The organism is Nonomuraea sp. NPDC003201 (assembly GCF_053590415.1).
The window spans coordinates 1-19412 of sequence record NZ_JBSFTC010000230.1; the positions used below are offsets into that span (position 1 = coordinate 1).

The window sequence follows — 19412 nt, forward strand, 5'->3', positions numbered from 1 at the left end:
CGGCGACGGCCGCGGCGACCGCCTGGGCGCCGAAGACGCCGTCGCGGGCGTGGCTGACCGAGGCGTCGACGGCCGCGATCCTGGCGGCCTCGTCGGGGTCGCCCATGCAGAGGATGCCGACGGGAGCGATCCGCATCGCGGCGCCGTCGCTCCACATCTCGTAGCTGTCGCTGCCGCTCTGTGGCGGTCGCAGCCCCGAACGCAGGTTGGCGAGGGCGACCATCTCGCTGAAGCCGGCGCCGTGGAAGCCGCCCCGCTGCGCCGCGACCGCGTCCAGCCAGACGTCGGCCACGTCGTCGGCGGTGATGCTCCTGCCGTGGGCGAGCAGGCCCCGGGCGCAGAGGACCGCGTACTCGGTGTCGTCGGTGCCGGCCGCGTCCTCGGTGAGGAAGTCGGTGACCCTGCCGTAGCGTGCGCGGATCTCAGCAGGCGTCATGCCTTCGGTGGGTGCGCCGAGGGCATCGCCGACCGCGAGGCCGAGCAGCGCGCCTCGGCACCGGTCCAGAGTGGTCACTCGCTCTCCAGAGTCGCATCGTTTTGCATGATGCCGCACACGCTAGCAGCGCACGCTCCCCCACGGACAGCGAGCTGCCTGGGATGACTTCTGGAAACAGGATCGTTACGCTGGCCCCTTGACCGAAGCCGGGGCCGCACTCCATGCTACGACCCAAATCGATTTGCATTTGTGGGAGCGAGATGAAGGAAGCAGGCCGGCGCCCGGACATCGCCGCCGTCGCCGCGGCCGCCGGAGTCAGCGTGACGACCGTGTCGCACGTGCTGAGCGGCCGCAGACCGGTCAGCGCCCGTACCCGGGCCAAGGTGGAGGCGGTCATCGAAGAGCTCGGCTACCGGCCGAACCCGTCGGCCCGCAGCCTGCGCACGGACCGCAGCGAGTCGATCGCGCTGATCGTCCCCGATCTGACCAACCCGTTCTACCCGCTGGTCGCGGCGGGGCTGCAGGACGTGCTGATGTCGAGCGGCTACCTGCTGTCCGTCACCGACGCGGCGCTGCCCAGCCGGGCCCTGCCCGAGGTCGTACGGCACGTGCTGGCCCGCCGGGTCGACGGCATCGTGCTGGCCACCTACGGCGCCACCGATCAGGACATCGACAAGATCGCGAAATCCGGCACCAAGCTCGTACGGCTGGGCGGCCGTTTCCGCGCGGAGTTCGGCGACATCGTCAGGGCCGACGACACCAGCGGCGTGCACGACATCGTCAGCCACCTGATCGACCGGGGATACCAGCGCATCGCGTTCCTCAACGGCGAGCCGCACGCGCACCCGAGCCAGATCAGGCTCGAAGGCTACGAGCGGGCGCTGCGCGAGGCCGGCCGGCCGATCCTGCCCGAGTTGATCCATTCGGGCACGTTCACCCGGGCGGGCGGCGTGGAGGGGGCCAAAGTCCTGCTCTCCCGCTCGCCCCGCCCCGACGCCCTGGTCTGCGCCAACGACCTCATCGCCGTCGGAGCGCTCGACGTGACCAGGCAGCTCGGTCTGTCCGTCCCCGGCGACGTGGCCGTCACCGGCTACGACGACATCGAGGCCGCCTCCCTCATCACCCCCGCCCTGACCACAGTGCTCAACCCGGCCCGCGAGATCGGCAGGACCTGCGCACGTCTTCTGCTCGACCGGCTGGCCGGCGAGTACGACGACACGGCCCGCGAGATCGTCCTCGCTCACCGGCTCATCGTCCGCGACTCGTCATAGCCGTCCGTAAGGAGAACCACCTTGTCCGTCAACCTCGCCCGCCGTGACTTCCTCAAGCTGAGCGGCACCACCGTGGCCGCCGGTCTGGCGCTCGCCGCGTGCGGCGGCTCGTCCTCCGGCTCCGGCGGCAACAGCGTCACCTACTGGGCCGCCTTCGCCACCCCCCACAGCGAGAAGTACTTCCGCCAGAACCTCGTCGACGCCTTCAACAAGAGCGCCAAGGACGTCCGCGTCAAGATGGACGTCAAGCAGCTCATGACGCTGGGCAACCTGACCAACACCGCGGTGGCGGCGGGCAAGGGCCCCGACGTCGTCTACGCCGACGGCCCCTCGGCCGCCCTGTCCTTCGCCAAGAGCTCCAAGACCGTGACGCTCGACGAGTACGCCACGAAGTACGGCTGGCAGGACAAGCTGCTGCCCTGGGCGTACGAAGTCAGCAAGATCGACGGCAAGCTCCACTCCGTGCCCGTCGGCTACGGCTCGCTGGTGCTCTACTACAACCCCGACACCTTCGCCCAGCACGGCTGGAAGGTGCCGACCACGCTGGCCGAGTTCGAGACCGTGTGCGCCGCCGCCAAGAGCGCGGGCCTGATCCCCGTCGGAGCGGGCAACAGCGGCTACAAGGCGCAGAGCGAGTGGTACCTGACCTGCGTGCTCAACGCCGCCGCCGGCCCGAAGGCGATCCACGAGGCGCTCACCGGCGCCCGCAAGTGGGACGACAAGGTCTTCGTCGACGCCATCACCCTGCTCAAGGCGCAGATCGACAAGGGCTGGTGGGGCGGCGGGGCCGACCGCTGGTTCACCAATACCGACACCGACATGTTCACAGGACTCGCCAGTGGCAAGGTCGCGATGTACATGACGGGAACGTGGAGCTTCGACTCGGCCGGCACGTTCTTCACCGGCGGCAAGAAGTGGGACTGGGCGCCGCTGCCCTCGCTCGGTGACGGCGTGCCCGCCGGGGTCTATCCGCTGGCGATCGGCACCACGCTGTCGATCAACGCGCGTTCGGAGAACCCGGCGGGGGCGGCCGAGTTCATCGACTACCTCATCGCCGATCCCAAGCGCATGCTCGATTTCCTCGCCACGACCGGCACCAACCCCCCGCCGCTCAAGGTCTCCGCCGACGCCTACCCGGCCGGCATGGACGAGCGGGTCGCGCGGCTGTACAAGGCCATCCCCGAAACCACGAACCTGGGCTACGCGAGCTGGAGCTTCGTCCCGCCGAAGACGGACACCTATCTCTACACGGAGTTCGACAAGGTCATCACGGGTGCGATGTCGCCCGCCGACTTCTGCGCCGGACTGCAGAAGACCTTCGCCGCAGAGCTCGCGGCGGGCGCGGTGGCCAAGCCGTTCGCCCCCGAGTCGTGAGCGCGCCCCGTGCCCGCGCCCGGCTGACGGCCTGGCTGTTCATCGCTCCGCTGCTGCTCGTGAACCTGCTCGTCGTCGCCGGGCCCGGCCTGATGTCGGTGTACTACTCCTTCACGGACTGGGACGGCCTCGACGAGGCGCGCTTCGTCGGGCTCGCCAACTACGCGACGCTGTTCGGCAGCCCCGACTTCCGCGGGGCCCTGCTGCACAACCTGCTCTGGACGGCCTTCTTCCTGGTCGTGCCGATGTCGATGGGGCTGCTCGGCGCCTTCCTGCTCTCCCGGATTCAGCGCGGCCAGCTGCTGTTCCGGCTGCTCTACTTCATCCCGTACGTGATCGCGACCGTCGTCTCGGCCGCCGTCTGGCGGCAGATCCTCAGCCCGACCAGCGGCCTGGCACCCGCCCTCGGCAGCCTGGGCCTCCCCTGGCTCAACGACGTGAACTTCCTGGGTGACGGGCGGATCGCGCTCGGCGCGGTCGCCTTCATCAACAACTGGCAGTGGTGGGGCTTCCTGGTCGTGATCTTCCTGGCGGCCATGCAGTCGATCGAGCCGTCGCTCTACGAGGCGGCGAGGATGGACGGCGCCGGCAGCTGGCGCGAGTTCTGGCACATCACGCTGCCGTCGATCCGCCCGACCTTCATGTTCCTGTCGCTGATGACCGTCATCTGGTCGTTCCTCGTCTTCGACTACATCTACATCCTGACCCAGGGAGGTCCCGCCGGCTCGACCGACGTGCTCAGCACCGTGATGTACCGCGCCGCGTTCAGCGAGCAGCAGGCCGGCTACGCCTCGGCGATCGGCGTCATCCTGGCCCTGATCAGCGCGGTCACCGTCGGCGGCTACCTCTACCTGCGCCGCCGCCTGAGGTGGGAGATATGACCCGGCGCCCGTTCGCCTACCTGACCCTGACCGTCCTGGCCGTCTACGCCCTCGGCCCGATGCTGGTCTTCGTCCTGGCCTCGCTGAAGACTCCGAGCGAGATCAGCGCCAACCCCCTGGGCCTTCCCGGCGAGTTCCGCTGGGAGAACTTCGCGACGGCCTGGACCGACGCGAACATGGGCGCGGGCCTGGTCAACAGCGCGATCATCGCCGTGTCGACCGCGGCCGGGGTCTGCGTCATCTCCGGCTGCGCCGCCTACGCGCTCGGCCGGCTCGACCTGCCCAAACCCGGTCTGTTCATCCTCTACCTGCTGGTCGCCAGCTCGCTGCCCATCCAGCTGTTCCTGGTGCCGCTGCTGTCCCTCTGGACGAAGATCGGGCTGTACGACAGCAGGTTCGGTCTGATCGTCATCTACTGGGCCATCTACAGTCCGTTCGCCACGTTGCTGATCCGTTCGTTCCTGCTCGCCGTCCCCAGGGAGTACGAAGCGGCGGCGCGTCTCGACGGCGCGGGAGAGGTGCGGCTGTTCACCCGGATCGTCTTCCCGCTGATCTGGCCGGGCGTCCTCACTGCGGGCCTGATCGCGGGGCTGCAGGCGTACAACGAGTTCCTGCTGGCCGTGACGTTCATCCAGGACAGCGAGAAACTGCCGGTCTCCCTGTCGCTCTACTCCTTCCAGCAGGGCTTCTCCCCCGACTGGGCGCTCGTCAGCGCGGCCGGTCTGATCATGGCCCTGCCGCCTCTGGTGCTGTTCCTGTCTCTGCAACGCCGCTTCGTCGAGGGTTACACCTCCTCGGGGATGTCGGGCTGAGCGTGCCGTAGCGCCTCCAGCAGCCGCGCGAGGGCGGCCTGGGTGGCCGGCAGGTCCGCGGGGTCGTCCGAGCCGGCCAGCCACAGCGCCGCCTCGTTCATCGCGCCGGACAGCAGGTGGGTCAGCGGCGCGACCGGCTGGGGCGCGATCGTGCCCTCCTCGATCAGGTCGGTGAGCGCGTCGGCCAGGTGGCGGGCCGAGGCGGCCTCGTCCATCGCGCGCCATGCGGTCCACCCGAGCACGGCGGGGCCGTCGACGAGCATGATCCGCTGAACGCCCGGGGCCGTGCTGGCCGTCAGGAACGCCTGGCAGCCGACGGTCAGGCGGGTCCAGAGGTCGTCGTGGACGTCGGCGGTCCGCGCCACCGTCTCGGCCACCTCCTGCTGCACCTGCTCCAGGACGGCCCTGAACAACTCGGCCTTGCTCTCGAAGAGATGGTAGAGCGCGCCCTTGGTCACCCCGGCCTCGGCGACGATCTCCGACAGGCTCACCGCGCCGTAACCCCGGTCCGCGAACAGGCGCCTGCTCCCCCGCAGCAGGGCCTGCCTGGTCTGCTCCCGTTGCTGCGCCCGGACGCCGTGCGTCTTCATGCTTCCTCCCTTGACATACCGATGGTACGTCAAATACACATTCACGTACCGATGGTATGTGAAAGAGGTTCGTATGAAACTGACCAGCTTCTATCCCGTGATCTGCACCGCCCGGCTTCAGGAGTCCCGCGACTTCTACACCGGACTCCTGGGGTTCGAGACGACGTTCGAGGCCGACTGGTACGTCAGCCTGCGGCGGCCCGGGACGCCGTCCTATGAGCTCGCGCTGCTCGACCACACCCACCCGACGCTGCCCGAGGCGTATCGCGCCCCGGTCCGCGGGCTGCTGCTCAACTTCGAGGTGGCGGACGTGGACGCCGAATGGGAACGGCTCGTCGTCGGCGCGGGGCTGACCGCCGAGCTGGCGCTGCGCAGCGAGGACTTCGGGCAGCGGCACTTCATCGTGGCCGATCCCAACGGGGTCCTCATCGACGTCATCACCCCGATCGCCCCCTCGGCTGAGTACGCCGGGCAGTACGCCGGCTCATGACGCCCGGCCGTGGCCGGCGGCCCTCTCCCTCCTCGAACTGTTCCTCCTGGTGGAGCCGACCGCCGTGGCCCTGGTGACCGGCGAGCTGGTGGACCGCCTGGCACAGGGCGTCGCCACCGGCGCGGCCGGGCAGGTCGGCATCGTGGCGCCGCCGGCGCTGCTCGGCGCGCTGCTGGTCACCGGCAACGTGCTCCGCTCGATGAGCCGGCCGCCGGCCGAACGGGTGGGGCAGCGGATCGACGCGGCGGTCCGCGAGGAGCTGCCCTCCGCGTGCTGGCGCTGCCGACCCCGGACCGGGTGGAGGACGTCAGCGTCCAGAACGAGCTGACCACCATGCGTTCGCCGCTGCTGACCTGGACCGACGAGGGCATCGGTGCCGGGGTGGTGGCCCGGTTCCGGACCGGGCCGACCATGGCCGGGCTGGTCACGGCGATGCTGGTGCTCTCCTCCGTGGTGTGGTGGTGGGCCCGGCGACGGTCGCGGCGGCGCTGCTGCTGGGCCGTTACCGGGCGAGCTGCGGCGCGAGATGGCGTCTTCCTCGGGTGGGCGGCGACCGCGTCGGTGGTGTACGTGGCGGTGGCCACCTCCGTTGAGGTGTCGGTCGGCCGGATCGCCGCGACGATCGGCGGTCTCCGCCATGTTCGTCATCTCCATGTCGAGTCAGAGCGAGGACATGGACGAGGTCGCGATGCCCGCCGTGGAGGCCGTCACACACCGAGCTCATCGAACTCTCAGGCCGGTACGCCCGCCTGTACGACCTCCAGGCCTCCGCCTACCGGTGATCGCTCACGGGTGGCGGGAGAGGTAGCCGCCCATCGTCCGGAACACCTCGCCGGCCGGCCGGTCGGCGCCGTCCTCGGTGCGCACCCGTTCGATCACCAGGCCGTGGCTGCGGCCCCGGCGGGCCTCGGCGCCGGCGACGATGACGATGCCGTCGCCCTCGCGGATGAACACCCGGCCCGGCGTGCCGCCGTAGACGCCCTGGGAGACCGAGGCCTTCAGGACGCGGACGCGCTCGCCCCTGTAGTGGGTGAAAGCGTTGGGGTAGGGGTCGGACTGGGCGCGTACCAGCCGTTCGATGTCCTCGGCGGGCCAGTTCCAGTCGATGTTGCTGTCCTCGATCGAACGCTTGTGGAAGAAGCTGGCCTTGGTGCGGTCCTGGGGCGTCCACTCGGTACGGCCGGAGGCGATGAGGTCCAGGGCCTCCGCGACGATGGGACCGATGAGGTCGACCGTGCGGTGGAACAGGTCGGTGGCGGTGTCGGCCGGGCCGACCGGGACCGCGCGCTGCACGACGATGTCCCCGGCGTCCAGTTCGGCGTTCATCATGTGGGCGGTGACGCCGACCTCCTTCTCGCCGTTGATGAGCGCCCAGATGAGCGGGGAGAAGCCGGCGTAGGCCGGGAGCAGCGAGTCGTGCACGTTGAGGATGCCGTGCCGGGGCAGGGTGAAGATCTCCGGCGGTATCCAGGTGCGCCAGTTGTTGGCGACGATGAGGTCAGGCTCGACTTCCTTGAGGGTGAGCAGGAGTTCGTCGTCGGGCCGGTTGCGGAGCACGACGGGGACGCCGTGCGCCTCGGCCAGCTCGGCCACCGAGTCGCTCCAGATCTTCTCGTAGGCGTGGTCGCTCTGAGGGTGAGTGACCGCCAGCACCACGTCATGCCCGGAGTCCAGCAGGGCTTGGAGGGTGCGATGCCCCCAGGTCTGGTAGCCGAACATCACGACCCGCATCAGCGCTCTCCTTGTGAGGTGAGGGGAATAAAGGTTAGGCTCGCCTAATTAGGCGAGCCTAACCTAAGTTGGTTCTTGATTCCACCCATGGCTCCCCATCTCGGACCGCTCTCTCGAAAGGCCTTTCATGCCCACTGCCGAGCAGCCCGTCCACGACCTCGTCGGCATCGGTTTCGGACCGTCCAACCTCGCCCTGGCCATCGCGCTGCGCGAGCGGCAGGCGCGTACCGGCGAGCGAATCGACGCGGTGTTCCTGGAGAAGCAACTCTCGTTCGGATGGCACCGCGGCATGCTCCTCGAAGGCACCACGATGCAGGTCTCCTTCCTCAAGGACCTGGTCACCATGCGCAACCCCACCAGCGAGTTCGGCTTTCTGTCCTACCTGAAGGCGCGCGGCCGGATGCTGGACTTCATCAACCACAAGACGATGTTCCCCTCCCGCATGGAGTTCCACGACTACCTGGAGTGGGCCGCGGCCCCGTTCGCCGACCAGGTCGAGTACGGCTCGGAGGTCGTCGCGGTCACCCCCGTCACCGTCGACGGCGCGGTGGAGTACCTCGACGTGGTGGTCCGCCAGGGCGACGGGGAGCTCAGCACCCGCCGCACCCGCAACCTGGTCGTCGCCGTCGGCCTGGTCCCGGTGCTGCCCGACGGGATGGTCGGCGACGACCGCGTCTGGCACAGCGAGGAGCTCCTGGACAGGCTCCCCACGCTGACGGACCCGCGCCGGTTGGTGGTGGTCGGCGCCGGCCAGAGCGCCGCCGAGGTGACCGACCACCTGCACGGCCGTTTCCCCGGCGCCGAGGTGTGCGCGGTCTTCTCCAAGTACGGTTACACCCCCGCCGACGACAGCTCCTTCGCCAACCGCATCTTCGACTCCGGCGCGGTCGACCACTACTTCGACGCGCCCGAGGCGGTCAAGGACAGCCTGCGCGCCTACCACGCCTCCACCAACTACTCGGTGGTCGACCTCGACCTCATCGACGAGCTGTACCGCAGGCACTACCAGGAGAAGGTGCGGGGCGGCCAGCGGCTGCGCATCCTCAACGCCTCCAGGCTCGTCGAGGTCGCCCGGGACGCCGAGGGCGTGCGCGCCACCGTCGAGTTCCTGCCCACCGGGGAGCGGACCGTCCTGAACGCCGACGCGCTCGTCTACGCCACCGGCTACCGGCCCGGCGACCCGCTGACCCTGCTGGGCGCCGTCGGCGAGCACTGCGAGCGGCTGCCCTCGGGCGCCCTGCGCATCGAGCGCGACTACCGGATCGCCACCTCCACGCACCTGCGCTGCGGTATCTACGTGCAGGGGGCCACTGAGCACACCCACGGCCTGACCTCGACGCTGCTGTCGAACACCGCCGTGCGGGCCGGGGAGATCGTCGACGCGGTGGCCGGACGGCTGCGCACCCCGTACGCGTTCTCGCGCTGACTGCCGCTTCGGTGACGGCCCGGCCGTCACCGCAGCGCCCAGGCCACGTCCCTGAGCAGGGCGTGCCGCCAGCCCGCCCGATCGTGGCCCGAGGCCGACCGGGAGACCCGCACGGTCGCGCCGGCCTGTTCGGCCAGGGTCTCGACCAGCTCGCAGTGCGGGAGCATTCGCGTCTCGTGCTCCCCCACGTCGAACGCGACCCGCAGCCCGGACAGGTCGGGGCGCTCCCGCAGGCGCTCGGCGACGGCGCCGCCGAGCGGTCCGCCCATGGGGTCGGCCAGGCCGGCGGCGCCGGGCGTCCACCAGAACGACCCCGACTGGCAGGCCACGGCGGACACCAGTTCCGGGAACTCCAGGGCCGCGTACACCGCGCTCAGCCCGCCGAGGCTCTGCCCGGCGACCACCAGCCGGTCCAGGTCGGCGGGCACGCCGCTCTCGGCGACCAGCGGCAGGAGTTCGTCCCGGACCGCCTCCCACAGCTCGGCCACGCATCCGAACTCGGCCTCCCTGTCCTGGGCGGGCAGGAAGACGAGCGTGGCGGCGGGCATCTCACCGTGGGCGACGGCCGAGTCGAACGCGGTCATGGCCGGGTGCAGGTACAGCCAGTCGTCCCCGTCGAGCAGCAGGACCACCGGCCCGCCGCCGCCCGCCGGGTGGACCCGCACGGTGCGCCGCCCGCCGAGCCGTTCGCTGCTCCAGCGGATCCGGGTGCGCGGGAGCGGCAGGACGTCTTCGGCGCCGACGGCGGGCCAGTGCGGCTGGGCGGGGGCGTCCGGGGTCGCGGCGATGGACCGGTCACCGCCCGCGCCAGCCGGGTTGAACGGGTCGGCGCGGGCCCCGTCGTCCGTGACGAACCGGTACGTCACCCGCAGCCGCGCGGGCATGACCACCTCGGCGTACCAGCAGTCCGTGTCGCCCCACCGGCGCAGGGGCACCGGCTCCGACCAGCTCTCGAAGCCGACGCTCGCCGGGGACCCGCGCCACAGGAACAGGGTCGCCCAGCCGTCGCCGGCGGGCACCGACGCGGGCGCTCCCGCCGCCGCCCAGAACTCGTCGGAACCGGGTTCACCGGGGAACCCGAACGTGGCGAAAGTGTTCTCCATGCGCGGTCGTACTCCGTCCCTGTCGTCGGCCAGAAACTAAGGATAGACTTACCTAAGTTTCATGATCGAGACGTGCCCCCGTGGATTGTAGGTCGATGAGTACGACTCTGGAGAAACGTCCCACGTCCGAGGTCACAGGGGTCCGCCGGCGGCGGGTGGTGGGCTTGGGCGCGCTCGCGGTGGTTCTCCTGGTCGCGGCGGCGGTGTCGCTGGCCGTCGGCGCGCGCGGGCTGAGCCTCGCGGAGGTGTGGCAGGGGTTGTTCCCGGAGCCGGGCTCCGACCAGCGGCTCACCGAGATCGCGCTCATCGTGCAGACCGTACGGGTGCCCAGGACCGTGCTCGCGATCGTGGCGGGCGTCGCCCTGGGGGTCAGCGGAGCGTTGATCCAGGGGTACACGCGCAACCCGATCGCCGACACGGGGTTGCTGGGGGTGAACTCCGGCGCCTCGTTCGCCGTGGTGTCGGTGATCCTCCTGTTCGGGCTCGCCAATCCGTACCAGTACGTCTGGTTCGCCTTCCTGGGGGCGGCGGCCGCCGGCGCCGTCGTGTTCGGGCTGGCCAGCATCGGCCGGGGCGCGGGCAGCCCGCTGACGCTCGCGCTGGCCGGGCAGGGGGTCGCGGTGTTCCTGGCGGCGATGACCACGGCGGTCGCGTTGTCGGACCAGGCGTCGCTGAACGCCCTGCGGTTCTGGAACGCGGGCACCGTCGCCGGGGTCGGATTCGACGTCATCCGGCCGGTGGCCGCGTTCGTCGTGGCGGGGCTGGTGCTGGGGCTCACCACACTGCCCGCCGTCAACCTGCTCAACCTGGGCGACGACGTCGCGCGCGGGCTGGGCGTGAACATCACGCGCACCCGGACCGTCGGCATCGTCGCCATCACCCTGCTGGCGGGCGCGACGACGGCGGCGTGCGGCCCCATCGCGTTCCTCGGGCTCATGGTGGCCCACGTGGCCCGGTATCTCACCGGGCCGGACTACCGCTGGCTGGTGCCGTGCGCGGGCCTGCTCGGCGCCGTCATCCTGCTGGCCTGCGACATCGTGGGGCGCGTGGTGACGCGGCCGGGCGAGTTGCAGGCAGGCGTCGTCGTCGCCGTCGTCGGCGCCCCGTTCTTCGCGGCGCTGGTCTGGCGCGGAAAGTTCAAGACGGTATGAACGAGACGGCGGTGAAGCGGCCGGTGACACCGGGCGTGCGGCTCGGCCACGCGTCGTTCGTGTGGCGGCCCTGGATGGTGCTGGTCACGCTGCTGCTGGCGGCGGCGGCCTTTCTGGCGTTCTGCCTGTCCATCGGCACCGGGGACTTCCCCATCGGCCTGTCCCAGGTGATCGCCACGCTCTTCGGCCAGGGTGAGCGGGTCGACGAGTTCGTGATCATGGATCTGCGCCTGCCGCGCGCCCTGGCCGGGCTCGTCGTGGGGATCGCGCTCGGGGTGTCCGGGGCGATCACGCAGTCCATCGCGCGCAACCCGCTGGCCAGCCCGGACGTGCTGGGCGTCACCGGAGGCGCGAGCGCGGTCGCGGTGTTCCTGGTGACGGTGTCGGGCGGGGTCGCCGCGGCCGTCGTCGACTCCGTGGGCCTGTCCGCGGCGGCGCTCGCGGGCGGCCTCGGCACCGGGCTGCTGGTGTACTTCCTGGCGTGGCGGCGCGGGATCGACGGCCTCCGGCTCATCCTCATCGGCATCTCGGTGAGCGCCGTGGCGGAGGCGATCACGATCTGGCTGCTGGTCACGGCCGACATCCGGGATGTGGCGCGGGCCCAGGCGTGGCTGGTCGGCTCGCTGGACAACCGGACGTGGGGCGAGGTCTGGGTGGCGCTGTGGTGCGCGCTCGCCCTCATGGCCGTCGTGTCGTGTGTGGCGTTCCAGCTCAGGCCGCTGCACTTCGGCGACGAGGTCGCGGCGGGCCTGGGTGTCCGGTACTCGATGGTGCGGGCGGTCCTGCTGCTGTGCGCGGTGCTGCTGGCCGGCGTGGCGGTGAGCGCGGCGGGCCCGGTCCCGTTCGTGGCGCTGGTGGCGCCGCAGGTGGCGATGCGGCTGTCGCGGTGTCCGACGCCGCCGCTGGTGGCATCCGGGCTGGTGGGCGCGCTGCTGCTGATCGGCGCGGACCTGGTGGCGCGTACGGCGCTGCCGGTCAGCCTCCCGGTCGGCGTGGTCACCGCCGCGATCGGCGGCCCTTTTCTCGTCTACGTGCTGGTGCGGGCGAACCTCAAGAAGTAAGGTTAGGCTAACCTAATATCGGCATTGCAGAAGCAAGGGATTCCGGATGCTCCTCCAGCGAAGAACAGTGACGAAGACCTTGCGGGGCATCGCAGTGGTGTTGTCCGCCGCGACATTGATCGCGGCATGCGGTTCCGGCTCGGCGGACAAGCCGAGCGGCGACACCACCGCGGCCGCCACGGGTGGTGGCGTGTTCCCGTTGACCGTGGAGCACGCGTTCGGGTCCACGCAGATCACCAAGGCCCCGCAGCGGGTCGTCTCCGTCGGCTACACCGACGACCAGGCCATCCTGGCCTTCGGCATCAAGCCGGTCGGCATGGTCGACCAGTACCCGAACCCGCCGGGCAAGACCCCCGACATCAACACCCAGTGGCCCTGGGTGAAGGACCAGTGGGGTGACACCCGCCCCGAGGTCATCATGAACAACGGGGACTCCGGCCCCAGCTACGAGAAGATCGCCGCCCTGCGGCCCGACCTGATCATCGCGGTCTACTCCGAGATCGACCAGGCCGCCTACGACCGGCTCTCCAAGATCGCCCCTACGGTGGGCCGCACCAAGGCCGAGAAGGAGCCGTTCAGCGCGCCGTGGCAGGACAACGCCCTGCACATCGCCAAGGCGCTCGGCAAGGCCGACGAGGGTGCCAAGCTGGTGCAGGGCATCCAGGACAAGCTCGACACCGCCCGCAAGACGCACCCGGAGTTCGCGGAGCGCACCGCCGTCGCGGTGTCCTGGTACAAGAACTCGGTCGCCCCGTTCACCACCACCGACGTGCGCGGACGGCTGGTGTCGGGCATCGGCTTCAAGGGCGCGACAGAGATCGACAAGATCGCGGGCGGCAGCTTCTACACCGTGCTGTCCCCCGAGCGCATCGACCTGATCGACGTCGACCACATCTTCGTCATCGCCGACCAGGCGGACCAGAACGCGCTGAAGAACTTCAAGCTGTTCGCCAACCTGCCCGCGGTCAAGGGCGGCAAGGTGTCGTACCTGCTGGACAGCGAGGGCCCGGCGATCGGCGCGGCCATGTCGCAGGGCACGCTGCTGTCCCTGCCGTACGCGATCGACGAGCTCGTCAAGTCGGCCGCCTAGTGATGCCGGTGAACGTGTCCTGTCCCCGGCCTGCCGTGGGCCGGGTGTGAGCACCACCGGCACGCGCGTCGCCCCCGCGATCCTGCGCACGGCGACCGGACGAGAAGCCACCCGATGGGTCGCGGCGTACTGCCGCGAGGTGCCCTGGCTGACGAGCGCCACCGTGCTCACCGCGGTGGCCGCGTCGGCGCTCCAGGTGCTGCCGTTGCTCCTGCTCGGCCGGGTGGTCGACGGGGTGGTCGAAGGCCAGTCGCGGTCGGTCCTGGTCACCGTCGGGGTGCTGATGGTGACCGCGGCGCTGCTCGGCTCGGCGGCCACCACGGCGTCCACGTACCTGATCGGGCGGCTGGGCGCGGACCTGCTCGCGCGGCTGCGGGAAGGCGCCGTACGGGCGGTGCTGGGCATGCCGAGCGCGCGGATCGAGCAGGTCGGCCGGGGCGACGTGCTGTCCAGGGTCGGCGACGACGTGGCCGTGGTGTCCAAGGGCATCCGGACGGCGGTCCCCACGGTGTTCTCGTCGGGGGTGCTGGTCGTCATCGCCACGGCGGGCATGTTCGGGCTGGACTGGCGGCTCGGCCTGGCTGGCGCCGGCGCGCTGCCCGCGTACGCGCTGGCCCTGCGCTGGTACCTCCCCCGGTCCGCGCCGCTCTACCAGCGGCAGCGGGAGGCGCAGGCCGATCGCGCGCAGGCGCTGATCAGCGGCCTGAACGGGATCGACACCGTCCGGGCCTACCGCCTGGAGGAGGCCTTCCGCGAGCAGGTCACCCGCGAGTCGTGGCGGGTGCGCGATCTCGGCGTCGAGGTGTTCCGGTTCTTCGGCCGGTTCGTCGGCAGGGAGAACCGCGCCGAGTTCATCGGGCTGGTCCTGATCCTCGTGGTGGGGTACGTCCTGCTGGAGGCCGGCGCCGTCACCCTGGGCGAGGCGTCGGTGGCGCCGCTGCTGTTCCACCGGCTGTTCAACCCGCTGGGCGCCATCCTGTTCACCTTCGACGAGGCGCAGAAGTCGGGCGCGAGCCTGACCCGGCTGGTCGGGGTGCTGGGCGAGGCCACGGAGGAGCGGCTGGTGGGCCGGGTGGCCGCCGCCTCCGCGGACGCCGGGCCGTACCCGGTGGTGGTCGAGGGGCTGACGTTCCGCTATCCCGGTTCCGAGCGGCCGGTCCTGCGGGACGTCGACCTGGTGATCCCGGCCGGCGGGTCGCTGGCGCTGGTGGGGGCGACGGGCGCGGGCAAGTCGACCCTGGCGGCGCTGATCGCGGGGATCGGGACCCCGCAGGCCGGGTCGGTGCGCATCGGAACGACCGATCTCGCCGGGCTGGACGAGGCCGGCGCGCGGGCCCTGGTGAGCATCCTGACGCAGGAGACGCACGTGTTCTCCGGGCCGCTCGCCGGCGACCTGCGGCTGGCCGCGCCGGAGGCGGCCGACGCCGAGCTGATGGACGCGTTGCGCAGGGTCGGCGCCGACACGTGGGTCACGGCGCTGCCCGACGGGCTGGACACCGTGGTCGGCGAGGGCGGTGAGCGGCTGGACGGCACCAAGGTCGCCCAGATCGCCCTGGCCCGGCTCGTATTGGGCCGGTCGCCGGTCGTGGTGCTGGACGAGTCGACCGCGGAGGCGGGCAGCCAGGGCGCCGCCGAGCTGGAGCGGGCCGTGGCCGCCGCGTGCCTGGGCCGTACCACGCTGTTCGTGGCGCACCGGCTGACCCAGGCGATGGCGGCCGACCGCATCGCCGTGCTGGACGCGGGACGCGTCGTGGAGCAGGGAATCCACGAGGAGCTGGTGGCTCTGGGCGGCAGGTACGCGCGGCTGTGGCGCGCGTGGCAAGAACCTTCATCCTTCGAAAGGGACGGCTGAGTCTTCAATGACGGAACCGAGCACTCGTCTCGCACTGCTCTCCCCCGCGCGCCTGGCCGACGTGCGCCGGCGGACCGGCGGCTACTCCGACAGGACCATCACCAAGGCGTGCGCCATCGGGCTGGCCTACTGGGCGACCGGCCAGAGCCCCGGCAATCTCGACCTCACCTCCGCCACCCTGTTCGCCGACGTCCTCGGATGGGCCGACAACGGCGGGGACGGGGTCGCCGGCTGGGAGGTCGGCGCGGACGGCCGGAGCATCACCGTCCCCGAGGGAGTCGCGCCGGCCGACGCGCAGCTCGCGCTGGACGACCTGGCCGACTTCCCGGACCGGCCCATCGGCACCATCGGCCCGTCCAGCGTGCCGGCCCGGCTCGCGGCCCTGGCCGAGTGGAACGACAACGACGTGGACCGGGTCCGCCCGACCATCGTGGAGATGTTCCGCGAGCAGGCTCGGACCAGGCCGGACGCCGTCGCCATCGTGGACGGGCACCGGTCGCTGACCTACCGCGAGGCGGCGGAGCTGTCCAACCAGCTCGCCCACCACCTGATCGACCGCGGGCTCACCGCCGAACAGATCGTCGGCATCTCGCTGGGCCGCTCCGCCGAGATGGTGATCGGCCTGCTGGGCGTGCTCCAGGCGGGGGGCGCGTTCGTGCCGCTCGATCCGCAGTGGCCCGCCGCGCGCCGGGCGGTCGTCATCGAGGACGCCGGGGTCGTGGCGCAGCTCAACGACTCCGGCGAGCACGGCACGGGCGAGCCGGAGGCCGTGGCCGTCGATCTCGACGACTGGCGGTTCGGCTCGTACCCCACCGAGGACACCGACATCGCCGTCCCCGGTCCCGCCCTGGCGTACGTGATCTTCACGTCCGGTTCGACCGGGCGGCCCAAGGGCGCGATGATCCGGCACGAGGCGATCAGCGAGCGCCTGCTGTGGCAGTCCCGCGAGATCCTGGGGTTCGGCCACGACGACGCGTCGCTGTTCAAGGCGCCGTTGTCGTTCGACATCTCCATCAACGAGATCTTCCTGCCGCTGGTGTGCGGCGGCCGGCTGGTGGTCCTGCGGCCGGGCGGCGAGCGCGACCCGCACCACCTGCTGAGCGTGATCGCCGAGCAGCGCGTCACCTTCACGTACCTGGTGTCGTCCATGCTGGACGTGCTGCTGGAGATCGCGGGCGACTCCGGGCGGCTGGACAGCCTGCGGCACGTGTGGTGCGGCGGCGAGGTGCTGACCCCGGAGCTGTACGAGCGCTTCCGCACCAGGCTCGACATCCCCATGTACCACGGCTACGGCCCCGCCGAGACGACGATCGGCGTCTCGCACGTCATCTACCGGGGCGCGGCCGAGCGCCTGTCGACGTCGATCGGCAAGGCCAACCCCAACACCGAGCTGTACGTGCTGGACGAGGAGCTGCGCCCGGTCCCGGTCGGCGTAGGCGGCGAGCTGTACGTGGGCGGCTTCCTCCTGGGCCGCGGGTACGTCAACGCGCCCGGCCTGACGGCGTCCCGGTTCGTGGCGAACCCCTTCGCCGGGGACGGGTCCCGGCTGTACCGCACCGGCGACCTGGCGCGCTTCGCCCCCGACGGGTCGCTGGACTTCCTCGGCCGGGCCGACAACCAGATCAAGATCCGCGGCATGCGGCTGGAGATCGAGGACGTCGAGATCGGTCTGGCGGAGCACCCCCGGGTCCGGCACACCTGCGTCGTCGCCAGGAAGAACGCGGCGGGCGGCACCTACCTGCTCGGGTACGTGATCCCGGCGGCCGGGAGCGGCGACCTGCGGGCGGACGAGGTCAAGGCGTGGGCCGCCGAGCACATGGTCGAGTACATGGTGCCCGCGCACGTCGTCGTGATGAAGGAGTTCCCGCTCACCGCCAACGGCAAGCTGGACCGGGGCGCGTTGCCGGAGCCGGCGATCGGGACGGGTGCGATCGTCGCGCCGGCCACCGAGAACGAGCGCCTGGTGTGCGCGGCGGTCGCCTCGGTGCTGCGGCTGGACGAGGTCGGTGTCGACCAGAACTTCTTCAGGCTCGGCGGCGACAGCATCCTGGCGATCTCGCTGCTGAGCGCGCTGCGCGACGCGGGCCTCCACCTCACGGCGACGCAGATCTTCGCGAGCCGCAACGTGGGAGCGCTCGCGGCGGCGGCCACCCGTGACGACGTCTCCCCCGTGGACCGCGGGGACGTCGCGACCGGCCCCGTCGCGGGGGCGCCCATCGTGCAGTGGCTCGGCGAGCACACGGAGGCGATCGACGGCTTCGTGCAGTCGGTGGTGCTGAACACCCCGGCCCACCTGACCGCCGGAGCCCTCGGCGAGCTGCTCGCCGCCCTGGTCAGGCGGCACGACATGCTGCGCGCCAGGCTGGTGCGCGGCGAGCGCTGGGGCTTCGACATCCCCGAGGCGGACGGGGCCGTCGTGGGGTGGGAGGAGAGCGACCGGCCGCTCGACGAGTGCGTCCGGCTCGCCACCGCCGGGCTGGCCCCGGACGACGGCGTGATGCTCCGTGCCGTCTGGCGGCGCGAGGCGCGGCAGCTCGTCCTGGTCGCGCATCACGTGGTGATCGACGGTGTGTCCTGGCGGATCCTGATGGAGGACCTGGCCACGGCGTGGCGGCAGCTCACCTCGGGCACGGCGATCGAGCTGCCCCCGGTGGGCACGTCGTTCCGGCGCTGGACGCAGCTGCTGGAGCAGGCGGCGTTCGAGGCGGACCGCGACCACTTCCAGCGGCCCCTGCCGGGAGCGGACGGGCCGCTGGGCAGGCGTCCGCTGTCCGCGTCCGACACCGTCGCGCGCGAGCGGACCCGGGTCGTCCCGGTCGGCCCCGACGTCACCGCCGCGCTGCTGGGCGAGATCCCGGCGAGGTTCCACGCGGGCGTCAACGACGTGCTGCTGACCGCGCTCGCCGTCGCGCTCGCCCGGTGGCGGCGCGACCTCGGGCAGGACCAGACGTACGCGCACATCGAACTCGAGGGCCACGGCCGCGAGGGACGCTTCGTGGCGGACGCCGCCGGCTACGAGCCGGACCTGTCACGGACGGTGGGCTGGTTCACCACGCTGTTCCCGGTGACCGTGGACCCCGGCGCGGCGGCCGATCTCACCGCCCCCGACTATTTGTCCGCGGCGCTCAAGGCGGTCAAGGAGGACCTCGCCCGGGTGCCGAGCAACGGCGTCTCCTACGGCGCCCTGCGCTACCTGACCGGCACCGGGTTCGCCGCGCCCGCCCCGCAGGTGCTGTTCAACTACCTGGGCCGCTACGACGCGGGCGTGTCCGGGGACTGGCGGCTGGCGGGCGCCACGGGGCAGCTGGGCGAGAAGCGCGACCCGGGGATGCGGCTGCCGCGTGCCCTGGAGTTCAACGCGATCGCCGAGCCCGGTGCGAGCGGCGCGTACGAGCTGCTCACCACCATCTCCTGGCCGGACGGGATGTTCGCCGAGGAGGACATCGCGACGATCGGCGAGTACTTCCGGGCGGCCCTGACCGGGCTGGCCGCGCTCGACCAGGGCGGCCACTCCCCCAGCGACTTCGCCGCGGTGGCTCTCACGCAGGCCGACGTCGACGCCCTGGACGGCCCGGCGCTGCGGGACATCCTGCCGCTGACCCCGTTGCAGGAGGGCCTGTACTTCCACTCGGTCTTCGACGACGACTCGGCGGGCAGCTACGTCGAACAGCAGATCATGACGCTGGACGGCGACGTGGACGCCGGCCGGCTCGCGGCGGCGGCCACCCGGCTGTTCGACCTGTTCCCGAACCTGGCCGCGCGCTTCGTGGCCCTCGCCGACGGCCGCGTGGTCTCGGTGCTGGAGAGCGGGGTGGAGGCGCCGTTCACCACGCTGGAGCGCCCCGGCATCACCGAGGAGGAGATCCGCGAGCACGCCGAACGGGACCGCCGCGCCGGGTTCGACCTGGCCACCGGCCCGCTGATGCGCTTCACCCTCATCCGTACGGGTTCCGGGGGGAACGTGCTGGTGCAGACCGTGCACCACATCCTCGCCGACGGCTGGTCGGTGCCGCCGATGCTGCGCGCGCTGCTGGCCGAGTATCACGCGCCGTGGACCGCGTACCCGCAGGGCGGCTTCGCCGACCACGTGCGCGCGCTGGCCGCGCGCGACGACGACGAGAGCGACCGGGTGTGGCGCGCTCAG

At 71.4% G+C, this 19412-nt stretch carries 16 protein-coding genes; 12 read left to right on the top strand and 4 right to left on the bottom strand.

The window, feature by feature from the left end; genetic code table 11:
- Nucleotides 1-514, bottom strand: a 514-nt coding sequence (locus ACWDX9_RS45445) for an ADP-ribosylglycohydrolase family protein (protein WP_449966306.1), incomplete at its 3' end; no start/stop codon positions are given.
- 182 nt (nucleotides 515-696) lie between these two features.
- On the opposite strand from ACWDX9_RS45445, the gene ACWDX9_RS45450 reads away from it, so the two are divergent.
- From ACWDX9_RS45450 to ACWDX9_RS45465, 4 genes are read left to right on the top strand one after another with little or no spacing between them, the layout of a single operon-like run.
- The gene (locus ACWDX9_RS45450; protein ID WP_363975133.1) at nucleotides 697-1707 is read left to right on the top strand and encodes a LacI family DNA-binding transcriptional regulator; all 1011 of its coding nucleotides are present in this window, start codon (nucleotides 697-699) and stop codon (nucleotides 1705-1707) included.
- 21 nt (nucleotides 1708-1728) lie between these two features.
- The gene (locus tag ACWDX9_RS45455; protein ID WP_449966309.1) at nucleotides 1729-3081 is read left to right on the top strand and encodes an ABC transporter substrate-binding protein; all 1353 of its coding nucleotides are present in this window, start codon (nucleotides 1729-1731) and stop codon (nucleotides 3079-3081) included.
- A complete protein-coding gene (locus ACWDX9_RS45460) occupies nucleotides 3078-3962 on the top strand; it encodes a carbohydrate ABC transporter permease (RefSeq protein ID WP_449966312.1) in 885 nt (294 codons plus the stop codon). The genes ACWDX9_RS45455 and ACWDX9_RS45460 overlap by 4 nt, the downstream gene beginning before the upstream one ends.
- Nucleotides 3959-4774, top strand: coding sequence for a carbohydrate ABC transporter permease (locus ACWDX9_RS45465; protein ID WP_449966315.1), 816 nt, complete (start codon nucleotides 3959-3961; stop codon nucleotides 4772-4774). The genes ACWDX9_RS45460 and ACWDX9_RS45465 overlap by 4 nt, the downstream gene beginning before the upstream one ends.
- Here the strand turns inward: ACWDX9_RS45465 and ACWDX9_RS45470 are convergent.
- Nucleotides 4747-5364, bottom strand: a complete 618-nt coding sequence (locus tag ACWDX9_RS45470; RefSeq protein ID WP_449966318.1) for a TetR/AcrR family transcriptional regulator — start codon at nucleotides 5362-5364, stop codon at nucleotides 4747-4749. The genes ACWDX9_RS45465 and ACWDX9_RS45470 overlap by 28 nt on opposite strands.
- A gap of 73 nt (nucleotides 5365-5437) precedes the next feature.
- On the opposite strand from ACWDX9_RS45470, the gene ACWDX9_RS45475 reads away from it, so the two are divergent.
- Together ACWDX9_RS45475 and ACWDX9_RS45480 are read left to right on the top strand one after the other, a co-directional pair.
- Nucleotides 5438-5854 (top strand): VOC family protein, encoded by a 417-nt coding sequence (locus ACWDX9_RS45475; RefSeq protein WP_449966320.1) that lies wholly within the window; start codon nucleotides 5438-5440, stop codon nucleotides 5852-5854.
- Between the two features lie 49 nt (nucleotides 5855-5903).
- Nucleotides 5904-6182 carry a hypothetical protein gene (locus ACWDX9_RS45480; RefSeq protein ID WP_449966322.1) on the top strand — a complete coding sequence of 93 codons (279 nt, stop codon included), beginning with the start codon at nucleotides 5904-5906 and terminating at the stop codon, nucleotides 6180-6182.
- Nucleotides 6183-6640: 458 nt separating this feature from the next.
- Here the strand turns inward: ACWDX9_RS45480 and ACWDX9_RS45485 are convergent, their stop codons facing one another.
- Entirely contained in the window at nucleotides 6641-7585 is a 945-nt protein-coding gene (locus tag ACWDX9_RS45485; RefSeq protein ID WP_449966325.1) for a methionyl-tRNA formyltransferase, read from the bottom strand.
- A gap of 127 nt (nucleotides 7586-7712) precedes the next feature.
- Here ACWDX9_RS45485 and ACWDX9_RS45490 point away from each other — a divergent pair, with 127 nt between their 5' ends.
- A complete protein-coding gene (locus ACWDX9_RS45490; protein WP_449966328.1) occupies nucleotides 7713-9011 on the top strand; it encodes a lysine N(6)-hydroxylase/L-ornithine N(5)-oxygenase family protein in 1299 nt (432 codons plus the stop codon).
- Nucleotides 9012-9037: 26 nt separating this feature from the next.
- Here the strand turns inward: ACWDX9_RS45490 and ACWDX9_RS45495 are convergent, their stop codons facing one another.
- On the bottom strand, nucleotides 9038-10114 hold the full coding sequence (locus ACWDX9_RS45495; RefSeq protein WP_449966331.1) for an alpha/beta hydrolase-fold protein: 1077 nt from the start codon (nucleotides 10112-10114) through the stop codon (nucleotides 9038-9040).
- Nucleotides 10115-10209: 95 nt separating this feature from the next.
- Between ACWDX9_RS45495 and ACWDX9_RS45500 the strand changes: the two genes are divergently transcribed.
- The 5 genes from ACWDX9_RS45500 to ACWDX9_RS45520 all read left to right on the top strand — a co-directional run.
- Nucleotides 10210-11265, top strand: coding sequence for a FecCD family ABC transporter permease (locus tag ACWDX9_RS45500; RefSeq protein WP_449966334.1), 1056 nt, complete (start codon nucleotides 10210-10212; stop codon nucleotides 11263-11265).
- Nucleotides 11262-12326, top strand: coding sequence for a FecCD family ABC transporter permease (locus ACWDX9_RS45505; RefSeq protein WP_449966336.1), 1065 nt, complete (start codon nucleotides 11262-11264; stop codon nucleotides 12324-12326). Before ACWDX9_RS45500 ends, ACWDX9_RS45505 begins: the two co-directional genes overlap by 4 nt.
- A gap of 67 nt (nucleotides 12327-12393) precedes the next feature.
- The gene (locus tag ACWDX9_RS45510) at nucleotides 12394-13416 is read left to right on the top strand and encodes an iron-siderophore ABC transporter substrate-binding protein (protein WP_449966339.1); all 1023 of its coding nucleotides are present in this window, start codon (nucleotides 12394-12396) and stop codon (nucleotides 13414-13416) included.
- A gap of 46 nt (nucleotides 13417-13462) precedes the next feature.
- The gene (locus ACWDX9_RS45515; RefSeq protein WP_449966341.1) at nucleotides 13463-15268 is read left to right on the top strand and encodes an ABC transporter ATP-binding protein; all 1806 of its coding nucleotides are present in this window, start codon (nucleotides 13463-13465) and stop codon (nucleotides 15266-15268) included.
- A 7-nt stretch (nucleotides 15269-15275) separates the two neighbouring features.
- A partial coding sequence (locus tag ACWDX9_RS45520) for an amino acid adenylation domain-containing protein (RefSeq protein WP_449966344.1) occupies nucleotides 15276-19412 on the top strand: 4137 nt, incomplete at its 3' end.

What these genes read in the sequence shown, in the direction of transcription:
- ACWDX9_RS45450 (WP_363975133.1), top strand. Translation starts at nt 697, where the DNA reads ATGAAGGAAGCAGGCCGGCGCCCGGACATCGCCGCCGTCGCCGCGGCC.
- ACWDX9_RS45465 (WP_449966315.1), top strand. Translation starts at nt 3,959, where the DNA reads ATGACCCGGCGCCCGTTCGCCTACCTGACCCTGACCGTCCTGGCCGTC.
- ACWDX9_RS45470 (WP_449966318.1), bottom strand. Translation starts at nt 5,364, where the DNA reads ATGAAGACGCACGGCGTCCGGGCGCAGCAACGGGAGCAGACCAGGCAG.
- ACWDX9_RS45475 (WP_449966320.1), top strand. Translation starts at nt 5,438, where the DNA reads ATGAAACTGACCAGCTTCTATCCCGTGATCTGCACCGCCCGGCTTCAG.
- ACWDX9_RS45485 (WP_449966325.1), bottom strand. Translation starts at nt 7,585, where the DNA reads ATGCGGGTCGTGATGTTCGGCTACCAGACCTGGGGGCATCGCACCCTC.
- ACWDX9_RS45490 (WP_449966328.1), top strand. Translation starts at nt 7,713, where the DNA reads ATGCCCACTGCCGAGCAGCCCGTCCACGACCTCGTCGGCATCGGTTTC.
- ACWDX9_RS45495 (WP_449966331.1), bottom strand. Translation starts at nt 10,114, where the DNA reads ATGGAGAACACTTTCGCCACGTTCGGGTTCCCCGGTGAACCCGGTTCC.
- ACWDX9_RS45500 (WP_449966334.1), top strand. Translation starts at nt 10,210, where the DNA reads ATGAGTACGACTCTGGAGAAACGTCCCACGTCCGAGGTCACAGGGGTC.
- ACWDX9_RS45505 (WP_449966336.1), top strand. Translation starts at nt 11,262, where the DNA reads ATGAACGAGACGGCGGTGAAGCGGCCGGTGACACCGGGCGTGCGGCTC.